Here is a 14,109-nt window from a genome sequence, read left to right on the forward strand (position 1 = left end):
CGCATTCCTTAACGCAGAAATTTACTGATAAATAAAAATTAATCGCGAACAAATATCACAATACAAAATTATTACTTCGGGGATCTAATAGGCAGAATAACCCACTAGAACCTTAACCGATGTGTCTCCCGTGACAAAGTAAAAAAAGCATCATAAAAGCCTCGCAATTTCTCTTATAGAAAAAAAGCAGATGCGTGTTAATGTTTTAATCTCATTGACTTTCCCTTCACGCCTTTTCCTATGCATCTGCACTATTTACACCCTCAACACCTTGAAGAATTAGTAAAGAGTAGTGGTATAGACTTACACTTAGTGCAACTCAATTTTAAGTCACTCCTAGGCATAGCTGCTTATGAATACTTATTGATTTCTGAGCTACTCCCCCGCACCAATACCGGAATGGTGAAAGCTGGATGGTTGCAGCGTTATGCTCATATCACTGAAGGAGGTTGGTGGTGTTCGGGGTTAGACCCTTTGAATAATTGGCAAATGATGGAATGGGGATGCTTTAAGCCAAACCAACCCCGACAGAATCACAATGGTAAGTCCATCAAATACGAGCATCCCCCCAGCACGCCAACGCGGGTATTTTGTTTGCGGGTAACGCTGCAAGTGTGGCAGCAAGTCGCTGGACGTTACAATCTGGTCATGCCTGACAATATCACCATTACTGCTGATGGTGAAGCTATAGGCTTTTGGCAATGGGTGATACAACAGAACATTCCTCTCATTCTCTGCGAGGGCGTGAAGAAAGCAGCCACACTCTTGACACAAGGATATGCAGCTATTGCTATTCCCGGAATTACCAGTGGTTATCGGGTTGTCAAAGACGAATTTGGCAAAATTACCCATCGTCAGCTGATTCCTGACTTAGCAGCATTTGCAATTACAAAGCGTAACTTTTATATTTGCTTTGATTTTGAAACTCAATCTAAAACAATTGCTGCTGTAAATAATGCTATTTCTCAACTTGGTTGTTTATTCCAGCAAGAAAAATGCAATGTTAAAGTCATTGAACTTCCAGGAATAGAAAAAGGGGTTGATGAGTTTATCATTGCTAAAGGTGTAAGTAGTTTTGAGAAAGTATATCGTCAAAGTGTTGATTTAGAAATTTATCTTGCTCAAACCAAACCCCACACTGAGTTAACTATTCCTGCTGCTCTCACCTTGAATCGCCCTTATATAGGTGAAATCCCTTTCCCCACCTCTGGATTAGTAGGAGTCAAATCAGCAAAAGGAACGGGTAAAACTACAGCACTGCAAGCCGTTGTTCAGCAAGCAAAAAGCCGAAATCAACCCGTTTTATTAATTACTCACAGAATCTTACTAGGACGATTTTTGTGTGAAAAAATTGGTATTCAATGGGGAATAGATAAAAATTCCAAATTCCTAATTTCTAACTCCTGTACAGACGCGATTAATTGCGTCTGTACTCCTTTAAAATCTTTTGGATTGTGTGTTGATTCTATTTGGAAACTTAACCCCGAAAATTGGCGGGGAGCAATAGTAATTTTGGATGAAGTAGAGCAATCTTTGTGGCATTTATTAAATAGTAATACTTGTAAAGATAAGCGGATAAAAATATTAAAATTATTTCAGCAACTAATTTCCACGATTTTAACAACTGGGGGGTTAGTAATTGCCCAGGACGCTGATTTATCAGATGTGTCACTTGAATATTTACAGGGATTGGCAGGAATTAAATTAACACCTTGGGTAGTTATTAATCAGTGGAAACCTCAGCATGGGTGGGACATAACTTTTTATGATTCGCCAAACCCAACACCGTTAATTCACCAACTGGAATTAGATTTACTTGCTGGACGTAAATGTTACGTTACTACCGATAGTCGCGCTGGGCGTTACAGTTGTGAAACAATTGAACGTTATCTGAAAGAGCGGTTACAAAAATTCCGACGGCAATTTCCCAAAACTTTGGTAGTTAGTAGCCACACTACAAACACACCTGGCCACGCAGCAGTCGATTTTATCGCAGCTATAAATCAAAAAATCTCTGAATATGATGGTGTTTTTGTTACCCCTAGCCTTGGTACAGGAATTAGTATTGATGTCCAACATTTCGACCGAGTTTATGGCATTTTTCAAGGGGTAATTCCTGACTCGGAAGCAAGACAAGCATTAGCGAGAGTGCGGGATGATGTGCCGCGTGTTGTCTGGTGCGCAAAACGAGGTATTGGCTTAATTGGTAGTGGGAGTACAAATTATCGCTTGCTATCTGATTGGTATCAAGAAAACCAAAAAGAAAACTTAGCTTTGCTTAGTCCCCTACATAAAATAGATGTGGATTTACCTTTAGTTCATGATCCGGTTCATTTGCGAACTTGGGCCAAGTTATCTGCACGGGTAAATGCTTCTATCCGCCTCTACCGTCAATCGATGCAAGACGGTTTGATTGCTGATGGGCATCAAATTCAGATGCGGAGTAATGCTGTTCACAATAATATTATTCGAGATTTACGTCTGGCTTTTTTGGCAACTGATGCTGATGATTTGGCTACCCGGAAAAGATTAATTTTAGAAATTGTCAAAGTTCAAAAAGATTGGGTACAAAGCCGTCAAAAAGCTAAAGAAATTAAACGCAAGATTAAAGATATTAAGCAGCAAAATCAACTATCGGTAGCAACTGCTGTAGCTAATGCTAAAGATATTGATTATGTAGAATATGAGCAGCTATTAGTGAAGCATTCACTGACCGATGGAGAACGCAACCAAATCAATAAATATGTTCTCAGACAACGGTACGGTGTAAAAGTTACTCCTTGGCTGAAATTGCAGGATGATTACGGATATTATCGTCAACTATTAATTCATTATTATCTAACTCACGAAAGCGAGTATTTTCATATCAGAGACCAGCAAGAATGGCATCAGCAACTGTCTTGGGGTGAAGGGAAAGTTTTTCTACCAGATTTAAAAACTTACACGCTCAAAGTTGAGGCGATGAGAGCCTTAGGAATGCTTCAGTTTCTCGAAGCAGAACGAGAATTTACCGAGAGTAATCCAGATTTGATATTGCTTAAAAATATTGTTTTTCAACATAGTAAGCATATTAAAAGAGCGCTTGGTATTAACTTAATTGGGGAGAAAGAGCAGGTTTCAGCAATAAAAATACTCAGCCGACTGTTAAATTTGTTAGGCTTGAAACTAAAGCGGATAAATGAGGTTTATCAAATCGACCTAGAAACGCTTTATGATGGGAGGGAGAGAATATTTGCAGTTTGGCATCAACGGGATGAGTTGATGTTGGCTCATGTTAAGAGTTTTGGCTATGAGTTGCCTGATTATTCTTCAGACTGGAAGCTTGAAATTATTGAAACCAAGGCTTATGCCGCAGTAGTAAATACTCTGTACCCTAATATTTAGTGGTGATGCTGTTATGCTTCTCAAACAATACGCTTGGGTTAAGGTTTGATCCTCTCTAACCCTCGTTAAAAAGGAGGGAATTAGAGCAAGCTTTTTTAAGGACGGGTGGGTGATCTTCCGCAATACTTCTTTGTTAGCGCAATTAGTCGTTGCAAATCCCCCCAATCTCCCGATAAATTGGGAAGCTATTTCCCCGTTCACCCCCTTTTTAAGAGGGTCACCGTAGGCGGGAGGAGCTGAATCTAGCATCCGCCTTACCATTAATCATGCAATTATTCCAATTTCTACTTTGCCTTCACCCGCGCCTGCTTCACCATCGTAATTAGAGTTTGATGGGCATCTTCCGCATCTGCTAAAACATGATCAAACTGAATGCGAACTGGCACAGTTTCCCCATTAACTTGCGCTGTTAAATCCATACCTTGTGCATCAATTAACAGCATTTGTGCTGCGCTCACATCTGTTATATGGCCAAAAGCCTTAGCATAAAGAACTATGGCATCAGCATGATCATCATTCATATGCTTGCAGATGCGCGAACTAATATCAGCAGAAAAATCTTTAGACATTGGGAGATTAAAAATAAGCAATACAGTAACAGCTTAAATTTTAAGCTAACAACGTGAATGAAATTTACTGATTTTCTTTCTTAACACTCAAAACTAGACATTCTACCCCATTGCGCTCATAAATTAATTTTTTATAGGGGAATAATTAAATTAAAATAAAACTTATTCAGTATTTTTACCTTTCATTACGGAAACCAGACAGCTTAAACTGTAGCAGAAGTATTAGCCAAAACTATTGAAGCTAAGAGAAAATGAGCGAAATTAGCCCCAGACGAATTGTAATTGGGGATGTGCATGGTCACTATGAAGGTTTGATGACATTGTTGGAGGCGATCGCCCCCACCTCAGACGATCAAGTCTATTTTCTGGGAGACTTAATTGATCGCGGTCCTCATAGCGCACAAGTAGTTAATTTTGTCAAGCGAAACAACTACCCATGTTTGCTGGGAAATCATGAGCAGATGTTATTAAACATTCTGACCAATGAAAGAACCTCCTCCCCGACGATGCAAGCATGGTTGTACAGTGGAGGGCAAGCGACAGTAGCCAGTTACCACGAGGCTCCAATTCCTGACGACCATCTGGATTGGTTCAAGAGTTTGCCTACATATCTCGACTTGGGGGATATTTGGTTAGCTCATGCTGGTATTGACCCTTCCAAGTCAGTGGCGGAACAAACTGCCGAGCAGCTGTGTTGGATACGAGAGGAATTTCATAGTATTGAAAAACCCTACTTCCCAGATAAGCAAATTATCATCGGTCACACTATTACTTTTACTCTGCCAGGTGTTTCTCCTGGTAAACTGGCACAAGGACAGGGATGGCTAGACATAGATACTGGTGCTTATCATCCCCGGAGTGGCTGGTTGACTGGACTGGATGTCACAAATAACTTGGTTTATCAAGTTAATATTTTTAAAGACTATCTTCGTGCCCTGCCCTTAGAAGATGTAGTGATCCGAATTGATCCAGCCAAAGTGAAAGTTGATCGCCGCAATAAGAATTGAGCAATATTTGAGATTAGGGGGATGAGGGAGACAAAAAGAGAAGTCTGAGCTAAGGCTTGCTTAGATCAGAACTTTGGAGGGACGACAAGGGAAATAACCAATACTTCGGCTTCTCTACGAGACGCTACGCGTAGCTTGCTTCTGCGGAGGGGTACGCTCAGTACAAGTGCCCAATGCCCTCAAGACCTCGTTAATTGTCGAATATTAGCTTTATAACTAGCTTTATCCAAGCCATAATTTCCATTACTAGGTTGAGAGTTAATTGCACTTCTGAGGGCATCAATGCGATCGCTGGTTCCGGGGTGCGTGCTCAAAAATGTCGGAGCAGAACCGCCCTTTTTCAGCAGCTTTTGCATAAAGGAAACCATTGCAGACTGAGCATAACCAGTCCGTGTCAAAGTTCGTAGTCCTCTTTGATCAGCCTCAAATTCATTTTTACGACTGCGTGGCAAGTCTCGCGCTAACTGTACACCAATTTGCACCGCCGTACTCCGATCTAAGCCAGCAGCTGTTAATAGGCCACCTTCGAGCGCTTTTTGCTGCATCTGTTTGACTACGTGTTTCCCGCCAATGTGACCAATCTCATGGGCGAGTACACTTGCTAGTTGCGCTTCATTGTCTGCGGTTTTCAGCAAACCCGTGTGGACATATACATAGCCGCCCAAGGTAGCAAAAGCATTAATACTGTCATCCTGAACTACTTGGAAGGTATAGGGGAGATCGGGGCGATCGCTATTAACTGCTAAACGCCTACCAACTTGTTCCACATAACGATTAACTTCGGGATTGCGGTAAAGCCGGACTTGACTGCCGACTAATTCCTGATTAATCTGCTTACCAAGATCAACTTCTTGGTTAGGGGATATATTAGAAAGCTGAAATGCCTGAACTCCTTGGAGTAGAAGAGGCAAGAAGTCTAAAGTTCTTCCAGGCAAGGGTGTACTCAGGCACAGACTCAGGGCAACTACCACTGAAATTAAAGGATAAAACCAACGACGCCGCCCCACACGGTAATTTGCGACAAAACCTTTCCAATTCAACATAATCTGTACTAAAGATAATTTTCGGAGAACATAAAATGATCAGACAAATTATGAGACGGTTTGAGATCATCTAAGTTGCATTCTTAACTCAAGACCAAAGGGGTTGTTATACAGCCAAGGCTTACGCAAATCTCCCAAATTGTGGGGGTCTAGGGATTCCCTCTAGGGATAGGCTTAAACACTAGATTTTTCCTTCTGGGTACGTCAGTCCTAACAGGCAAAAGTTTGAGAGTCATCTGTCGCCACTCCAAACTTACGAACTCGTGATAAACTGTCGCATAACCGCAACCCCTGGATGCTTTGAGTTATTATCAAATAGGGAAAATTGCCGTTACCATCGAAAACCTTCTTGCTACAATCAATTACTTCGTTATTACCTCGGAAAATTTTTTATGGCTATTTTAGATTCAAAAGGTCGTTTGTTTGGCAAAATCAACCTCCTAGATTTAGGTGCTGGGCTGGTAACTCTGCTAGTTATATTTGTCATCTCGTCTAGCCTCTTGTCTAGCTTGGGTGTTGCCCAAGTCGGTGAGAAAATAGTACCCATAGAAGTAGACTTAGTAGTTCGTGGTTTGAATGTACGTGATCCAGAGCAATTATTTAACAACGGCTTAAAAAAAGGCGGAAAAACTAATGTAATTATCCGCAATCAACCCTACGGTGAAATTGAGATTAAATCGATTCAACAGCTACCTAGAACAGTCAATGTTTTCCAACCTGATGGCACCGTTAAAGAATTGGCAGATCCCAAGACCAACAATTTTAGTACAGATCTGATTTTGACCTTAGAAGGTAAAGCTCAACGCACTGAAAGCGGACTAGTTCTAGGTAGTAGTAAAGTAAAAATTGGTATGCCATTTGAGTTAGAAGGCTTTAACTACAACTTCAATGCAACTGTTATTGATATCAGATTCGAGAAATAGCATTCACATTTTCTTTAATATATTTCCCCGTCTCTGACTGGAGAAGCAACTAGTACACTGTGGCGTCTGTTTGCCTACCTTTAACAAGGGGATTTTGCCCCTTGTCTGGCTACTTAGCAGCTTTCGCTTCAAACATTAAATATGTCCCTTCTAACCCTTCTACAATTGTACGTGTATTAGCAATCATCATTTTCTGATAAGTGTCCGCCTCGCTTCCTGGTTCACCAAGTCCCTCAGCATACAACTTCCGGCGAGAAATTTTCACTTCCGCTTCTTTAGCTACAGATTGAAGAAAATTAGGGTTAATTGCCGCGTCCGTAAAAATTGTTGACACTTTAGCCTGTTTAATATTTGTCACCAAATTTTTCACTTGTGCAGCCGTCAGGTTTTTGTCAGTATTAATACCTTGTAATCCCCCTGCTGATAAAATACCGTATGCTTTGGCGTAATAACCCAGTGCATCAGAGGTTGTAACTAACTTGCGTTCTTTGGTAGGAATACTGGCAATTCTTGACTTAATCCAGCTATCTAGTTGAGCGAGTTCATTGATAGTTTTTTTGGTATTGCTGGTATAAACCTCTGTATTACTAGATTCTAATTTTCTCAGGTTACTATTAATTACCTTCACCATTCTGATAGCATTTTTGGTATTGTGCCAAAGATGAGGATCAGTTACAATCTTACCGCCTGCCTGAAATTTTTGTGGTTTAGGCACTGCCAGTTGACCGACGGCTATTTTCGGTGCAGTGTTTTTAGTCGCTTTAATTAATTTGATTAGATTTGGTTCAAAATTGTAACCAGTATAAAGAATAAGATTAGCTTGCTCAATGGCTTTACGATCTTCCGGTTTTGGTTTATAAAATTGGGGGTTGGCTGTAGGGGAAATTAAGCAAGTAAGGTTAACTGTATTCCCGGCAACCTGTCTGGTTAAGTCACACAGTACGCTTGTAGTCGCTACGACTTGTGGAAGATTCTCATTTACCTGGGTGGTAGTCTGAGTAAATGCGGTTCTTGCAGCTTGATTTCCACACCCAACAAATCCAATCGTCAAGGCAACAAGAATAGCTCGGAAGGAATTAGTTGATGGTAATTTTTTTGACATCCTTAACTCCTACTGGATGTATTGAAAAAATAATCATTATCAGTAACAGATTAGTGAAATACCAGGGGGAAGCCTTCAACAAGGAAGAGGTTAAAGGTTGAGAGAGACGGGTAAGCCTTTGGCTGGGAAAATTGTAAAAGTTAAAAGGAGAGGAATCAATAGACTTTCTCCTTTCCACTTTCCCCTTCCCCAGTCCACATCCAGCAATTTTTACTTAGTGAACCACTAGTACCGCAAGGCAGAAGTCACTCAAAAGTCAAGGTTTCGGCTTCTGTACCAGACGCTGCACGAACACTCAGCCTTGACCCTGAGCGCAGTCGTAAAGCCTGCGGCATAGCTTCGCTTAAGGCGCAGCCTCTCGTAGAGAAGGGTCAAAAGTCAACGAAGAGGCTCTTGGATGGGGGCTCAAAGCTTGGGCAAATCACCCTGACTCATGCTGTGAAGCTGCATCAGAACATGGGTCTGAGTCCCCTACTTCACGTCGCGTGGTTTTCGTGGCTGTGGGGTCGAATCCCAATTTTGTTCTGTCCCCCTTGCTCCCTGCTCCCTGCTCCCTGCTCCCTTGCCTCTTTTTCAAAAGAATTATATTCCTTGCTCTTGCGCCATTTTGTAGACGCAGAGCGGCTTCCCGGAGGGTATGGTAGGTTTATTTACGCGCCCGCTGTACTAGTGGGGTTTTTGCAGGCAAAATGTTAGCTAACTTTACGCGACAGACTGGAAAACTGGTAGATGTAAGAGCACAATAATAAAGGCGATACTGGGGAGCCTTCGGTAAGGAGTGTAGTGTAGTTATCTCACTGTCTGTTGAAGGGGCTATGCCATTGTGTTTACATGCCACAAAGGTCGCAAATTGACTAGAATTATCAGGTTTAGAAGTGGAACGTAGTAATGCTGGGGCTTATTGAGCATACGGATTGATTTCGCAAACCGATTCGTGAATCTAAGGCAATTGTAGCTGTGGTTTTGCCAGGTGTGGGCATATGGTTGTTACAAAATTGGCGAATTGGCGATTTTTTAGCTATCAGCCTTTGTTAGACTAATTTTCACCTCTTAAAATCTTTCAATAGCGCTCAGAGGATCATCTAACTGCTCTTTATTACCATAATCCCGGCTATACTTTATGCCATAATTTTTATCCTTTAGTTTCTTCATCATTAAATAAGAGCCAACTCAAGTATATTGAACAATTCTTCAAAGGTAATATTGGTGAAGATAAACAATGGTAATTTTAGTCATCCTCGTTAACACCCTGATTTCGCTGATACTACTCTATGTGGCTTGGCGGGTGTGGCAACTCAAGCAGCAGCTAGTATACATAGCAGATAGGTTAACCGTCTATGAAAGTTGTACCCATGCAGCACTGAATAAAGCACCCGAAAATATTTATCTCAGCCAGGAGAATATTTATAACTTACGGCAGAAAAATCAAGCGCTACAAATGCAAATCCAACAAGTGCGGCAAATTATCAGTCTACTTTTGCTAGGACAGCAAATCTGGCAGCGTTATTTTCGCAAGCTAGAGTTAACATCTGGGAAAAGAACTTTTGCAAAATGAGTTATGTCAAGATCACATGAACATTTATAATTAGGGCTGATGCGAAAAAACCGGGATGTGGTGACACAATAGAGAAGTTTAAACGCCGATTTGGGACTTAGAAGCTCACCACAGGGCTGATCGCAGGCATAAAAACTTTGACAGACAGGGGGAGTTTTTAATTATAAGTAATTAATAGTTTTGATATTTAATGAATAAAAGCAACATTTCTGGCTGATATTTTGTCACATAGATTAACTGGATAAAATCGATGGAATCTTACAAGGAGAGAAAACCCACCTAAAATGGGTGTAAGGAGAGAAACAATAAGATGTCTAATAACCGTTCTGGAGTATTTATTGGCGGTTTTATGCTGGGAGCTACCATCGGTGCTTTGACCGGTTTGCTCGTGGCTCCACGCACAGGGCGCGAAACGCGTAAAATTTTGAAAAAATCTGCTAATGCTATCCCAGAATTGGCAGAAGATTTATCAACGAGTGTGCAAATCCAGGCAGATCATCTCTCTGCCAGCGCACTGCGAAACTGGGATGAGACTTTAGATAGATTACGGGAAGCGATCGCAGCAGGTGTAGATGCCAGTCAGCGGGAAAGCCAAATTTTAAAGCGGCAAACATCTGTTGAAGACTCCGATTCTCTTCCCCAGCCATTAGAACGCTCATCAATGACAAACCGTGATTGACCCCCTGTTTTGGTTGGGACTTTCCTTGCTCTTAGTCGCCACAAGTTTGACTGCGGTTTTAGTGGCGGCAATACCGGCTTTGCAGGAGTTAGCACGCGCTGCTCGCAGTGCAGAAAAGCTATTTGATACACTTTCACGGGACTTACCGCCCACTCTAGAAGCTATCCGCGTGACTGGTTTGGAAATCACTGACTTAACTGAGGATGTAGGTGAAGGTGTAAAAAGTGCCAGTCAAGTCGTAAAGCAAGTTGATCAAAGCCTTGATAGTGCAAGAATTCAGGCTCAAAATCTGCAAGTAGGTACACGCAGCATCTTTGTTGGTGCGAAAGCTGCTTGGAGAAACTTCACGCGCCAAAAACCCGCCAGGCGAACAGGCGATCGCTTCCCAAGCAATGAAAAACCCCCACTAACGTTGCGAGAACGAGAAGTGCTTAGGCAAGAAAATCGCCGGATAAAAACAGAAGTATACCGCGCTAATGACGGTTACAACGACGCCGCTAACTGGGAAACCAATTTTGATGATGAAGATTGACTAAAAAAGGGCATGGGGCATTGGTTGTTTCTCTCTATCTCCTCCACTCCCCAATCCTTAATACCCAAAAACGCTTTGCTTTGATCCCTTAGATTAGAGTAAAGTAAACAAGTGTAAAGAAGTATCATTTTTCCCATACTCTTTTAAAACAACTTGTTTACTTTTACCGTTGATATTTGTATAAAAACGTCCATGCAATCTTGTTTTTGGCGACGAATTCTGTTATCTATCGCAGTATTTTTCCTGGCTGGGTCAATTTGGGTCATGCATTCTCCCCCAGCACTGGCTTATGACAATCCTGAGTTACTCCCTGACACCTTTACTCCAGTTGTAGACTTAGCTAAATCTCTGCCTGTGCTGCAAGAAGAAAAGCTTGTCAAAGATTTAGATCAGTTTGAAGCCGATACAGGCTGGAAACTGCGAGTATTGACCCAGTATGACCGCACCCCAGGTCGGGCAGTCATAAAATATTGGGGTTTGGATGACAAAAGCATTCTACTAGTTGCCGATTCTCGTGGCGGTAACATACTCAGTTTTAGCGTCGGCGATGCTGTTTATGAACTTTTACCCCGGACTTTTTGGATAGAACTGCAAACCCGCTTCGGTAATTTGTACTTTGTCCGCGAACAAGGCGAAGACCAAGCCATTCTGCAAGCCTTAGAATCGGTTAAAGGCTGTTTACTCAAGGGTGGTTGCAATGTTGTCCCCGGACTGCCACGAGAGCAGTGGATTCTCACCTTGATTACCTCAGTTATTGGTGGGGTGATTTGTGGATTTGCAGCTCAACCCCGCGAGAAAGGACAAGTTTTCGCTTGGCAGTGGGCTTTAATTTTCTCACCTTTGTGGGGAATCTTGTTTATTGCTTTTGGCATTGGGCCAGTGGTGACACGTACAAGCGACTGGTTACCTCTAGTTCGGAATATCTCTGGGTTTCTCATTGGCGTCTTGGTTGCCTACTTATCTCCTATTTTCAGTCGGGCTTCTTCTAGTAATGAGTTATGAGTTTTTAATTAACTTATAACTCCTAACTCCTAACTCTCTGAAGCTGATAAGCTGAAAGCTAATATTTGAGAAGCTCAACAAAAATGGAATGGCATGTAACTGATGCTCAAAGTTTAGCAATTATTGATAGTGAAATTGACACTCATGTCTTTTCACCCGCAGAGTATGAGATTGTGCGTCGGGTAATATACTTTACAGCTGACTTTGAGTATAAGTCTTTGATTCGTTTCTCTGAGCGTGCCTTGCAATCTGGAGCAGCAGCACTAGCTGCGCGGACCACGATTGTGGTAGATGTACCGATGGTACAAGTAGGTATTGCTTACGAGATTCAAAATACCTTTGCCAATCCGGTGTATTGCAGTATGGAAGCTCTGACACGCCCTCAAAAAGAAAAAACTCGTGCAGCATGGGGAATAGAAACCTTAGCAAAGCGTTATCCAGAGGGTATTTTTGTGGTGGGTCAAGCGCAAACAGCACTAACAGCACTGGTGGATTTAATTGAAGCTGAGGAAATTAGACCTGCTTTGATAATTGCAACTCCAGTGGGATTTGTAAATGTTGATGAAGCCAAGGGGCGCTTACAAGACTCTCTAGTGCCTCACATTACAATTGATAGCCGCAAAGGTAATGCAGTTGTAGCAGCTGCGATCGTTGATGGATTGGTAGACTTGGCTTGGCAAGCTTATGGACAAGATGGAAATCAGGGGAGTTAGGAAAGTCGGCTTTATCATAACCCTTTATGCCAAATAGCATTTAAAAGTACTGAATATCCTGATATTATCTTTTTGTTAAGTAGTGCCTATAAAGGAGCCTTTTATTGTGGTAAATCGAGGTTTCAGGTTAAGCGCATATCTTGCAATTCCCGTGGTATTAGGTCTTTTGGCTGCGCGAGAAAGGATAAAAGTATATTTAGTTGAAAACGTCCCTCAGCTATCCACTAACAAACAAATGATGCTATCCAGCCGCGAGGTAATCAGCACTAATGTGACTCCGAAAACATATTATGTTAGTGGTTCTGGAAACAACAACAATAGCGGAGTTTCTTCCTCATCCGCTTTTAGGACAATTCAAAAGGCGGCAAATCTTACCAAGCCTGGGGACACAGTACTCATTATGAACGGAGTATACACGAATGCAAACCCGACTGGGGAAGTAGTATCAATTACTCGCTCTGGAACTGCAAAAGCATGGATTAAGTTTAAAGCCTATCCTGGCCATTCCCCAAAACTTCAGCACAATGGATGGAATGGAATTTTGATTAGCAAGGGGGCTTCATATATTGAGATAAACGGACTTGAGGTAATAGGGAACAATGCCAATGTAAGCCTTGATTATGCGATGAGTCAGAAGACTAACAAACAAAACCCACTGACGAATGGAAACTGCATCAATATTGATGGACGAAAAAATGGCCATGTTCATCACATTCGTATTCTGAACAACAAAGTCCATGACTGTGGAGGAGTAGGCATTGCAGCGATTGAATCGGACTATGTGACAGTAGATAATAACGTGGTGTTTAATAATGCCTGGTACAGCGTTTATGGTTGCAGTGGTATTTCGATGTTGAGCAATTGGAATTATGACACCAAGCGTAGATACAAGATGTTCGTAACCAACAACAAGACTTACAACAATCGCATGTATATCCCTTGGATTGCAGTTGGAAAAATTACAGATGGTAATGGTATTATTATTGATAGTTCAAGAAATGATCATAATAACTCCAAATTGGATGCATACAAAGGTTACACTTTAGTTAAAAATAATCTTACGTTTAATAATGGTGGTTCTGGTATTCATACATTTTTAAGTGATCATGTTGATATTGTAAATAATACAGCTGTTTTAAATAATCAGAGTCCAGAAATTAATGATGGGCAAATATTTGCTAACGTATCATCTGATGTCAGAATTTTAAGGAACATTCTCTATGCATTTCCCGACAAGGATATTAACAGTAACAATAGAAACAAACATGTTATTTATGATTATAATATATACCTGAATAGCTCTAAGGTAAGTATTAAAGGGCCTCACGATATTGTTGCAGACTCAGAGTTTTTAAGGAAGTATCCCACTCTAGAAAAAATATCTCGTAATTGGAAATCGCAGCTAGATCAACAAAATCTGCCAACACGGACTTATGTAGAGCCTAAATCGGCAGGTTTTGCTTGTGGGCAAGTGACCTATCGTTTGAAAGGGAAACTCATCAAAGTGGGATGCTCCCGTTAGCAAAAAGGCAGGAGGTACAGGGCAAAAAAGATTTATCCCGAATTCAAATGCCCCAACCTCCTAGCGACCATCGGGAAG

At 41.5% G+C, this 14,109-nt stretch carries 12 protein-coding genes; 9 read left to right on the forward strand and 3 right to left on the reverse strand.

Features of this window, described 5'->3' with window-relative positions:
* Positions 1-240 precede the first annotated feature (240 nt).
* Positions 241-3,384, forward strand: a complete 3,144-nt coding sequence (locus tag V7K48_RS02330; protein ID WP_335069217.1) for a plasmid replication protein, CyRepA1 family — start codon at positions 241-243, stop codon at positions 3,382-3,384.
* A 284-nt stretch (positions 3,385-3,668) separates the two neighbouring features.
* Here the strand turns inward: V7K48_RS02330 and V7K48_RS02335 are convergent, their stop codons facing one another.
* Positions 3,669-3,953: a DUF2470 domain-containing protein gene (locus V7K48_RS02335; RefSeq protein WP_335069219.1), complete on the reverse strand. Its 285-nt coding sequence runs from the start codon at positions 3,951-3,953 to the stop codon at positions 3,669-3,671.
* Between the two features lie 251 nt (positions 3,954-4,204).
* Between V7K48_RS02335 and V7K48_RS02340 the strand changes: the two genes are divergently transcribed.
* Positions 4,205-4,960, forward strand: coding sequence for a metallophosphoesterase family protein (locus tag V7K48_RS02340; RefSeq protein WP_335069221.1), 756 nt, complete (start codon positions 4,205-4,207; stop codon positions 4,958-4,960).
* Positions 4,961-5,139: 179 nt separating this feature from the next.
* Here V7K48_RS02340 and V7K48_RS02345 read toward each other — a convergent pair whose 3' ends face one another.
* Complete coding sequence (locus V7K48_RS02345; protein WP_335069223.1) at positions 5,140-6,003, reverse strand: M48 family metallopeptidase; 864 nt, start codon at positions 6,001-6,003, stop codon at positions 5,140-5,142.
* A 392-nt stretch (positions 6,004-6,395) separates the two neighbouring features.
* Between V7K48_RS02345 and V7K48_RS02350 the strand changes: the two genes are divergently transcribed.
* Positions 6,396-6,926 carry a DUF4330 domain-containing protein gene (locus V7K48_RS02350; RefSeq protein WP_335069225.1) on the forward strand — a complete coding sequence of 177 codons (531 nt, stop codon included), beginning with the start codon at positions 6,396-6,398 and terminating at the stop codon, positions 6,924-6,926.
* Positions 6,927-7,035: 109 nt separating this feature from the next.
* Here V7K48_RS02350 and V7K48_RS02355 read toward each other — a convergent pair whose 3' ends face one another.
* The gene (locus V7K48_RS02355) at positions 7,036-8,028 is read right to left on the reverse strand and encodes a metal ABC transporter solute-binding protein, Zn/Mn family (protein WP_335069227.1); all 993 of its coding nucleotides are present in this window, start codon (positions 8,026-8,028) and stop codon (positions 7,036-7,038) included.
* Positions 8,029-9,247: 1,219 nt separating this feature from the next.
* On the opposite strand from V7K48_RS02355, the gene V7K48_RS02360 reads away from it, so the two are divergent.
* The 6 genes from V7K48_RS02360 (at position 9,248) to V7K48_RS02385 (ending at position 14,031) form a co-directional block, all read left to right on the forward strand.
* The gene (locus tag V7K48_RS02360) at positions 9,248-9,583 is read left to right on the forward strand and encodes a hypothetical protein (protein WP_335069229.1); all 336 of its coding nucleotides are present in this window, start codon (positions 9,248-9,250) and stop codon (positions 9,581-9,583) included.
* A 310-nt stretch (positions 9,584-9,893) separates the two neighbouring features.
* A complete protein-coding gene (locus V7K48_RS02365) occupies positions 9,894-10,262 on the forward strand; it encodes a YtxH domain-containing protein (protein WP_335069231.1) in 369 nt (122 codons plus the stop codon).
* On the forward strand, positions 10,255-10,794 hold the full coding sequence (locus tag V7K48_RS02370) for a DUF948 domain-containing protein (RefSeq protein ID WP_335069233.1): 540 nt from the start codon (positions 10,255-10,257) through the stop codon (positions 10,792-10,794). The genes V7K48_RS02365 and V7K48_RS02370 overlap by 8 nt, the downstream gene beginning before the upstream one ends.
* A 192-nt stretch (positions 10,795-10,986) precedes the next feature.
* Positions 10,987-11,796, forward strand: coding sequence for a TPM domain-containing protein (locus V7K48_RS02375; protein ID WP_335069235.1), 810 nt, complete (start codon positions 10,987-10,989; stop codon positions 11,794-11,796).
* 83 nt (positions 11,797-11,879) lie between these two features.
* The gene (locus V7K48_RS02380) at positions 11,880-12,509 is read left to right on the forward strand and encodes a precorrin-8X methylmutase (protein WP_335069237.1); all 630 of its coding nucleotides are present in this window, start codon (positions 11,880-11,882) and stop codon (positions 12,507-12,509) included.
* Positions 12,510-12,615: 106 nt separating this feature from the next.
* Complete coding sequence (locus tag V7K48_RS02385) at positions 12,616-14,031, forward strand: right-handed parallel beta-helix repeat-containing protein (protein WP_335069239.1); 1,416 nt, start codon at positions 12,616-12,618, stop codon at positions 14,029-14,031.
* Positions 14,032-14,109 lie beyond the last annotated feature (78 nt).

The sequence above is a fragment of the Nostoc sp. genome (genome assembly GCF_036919615.1).
Lineage (GTDB): Bacteria > Cyanobacteriota > Cyanobacteriia > Cyanobacteriales > Nostocaceae > Nostoc.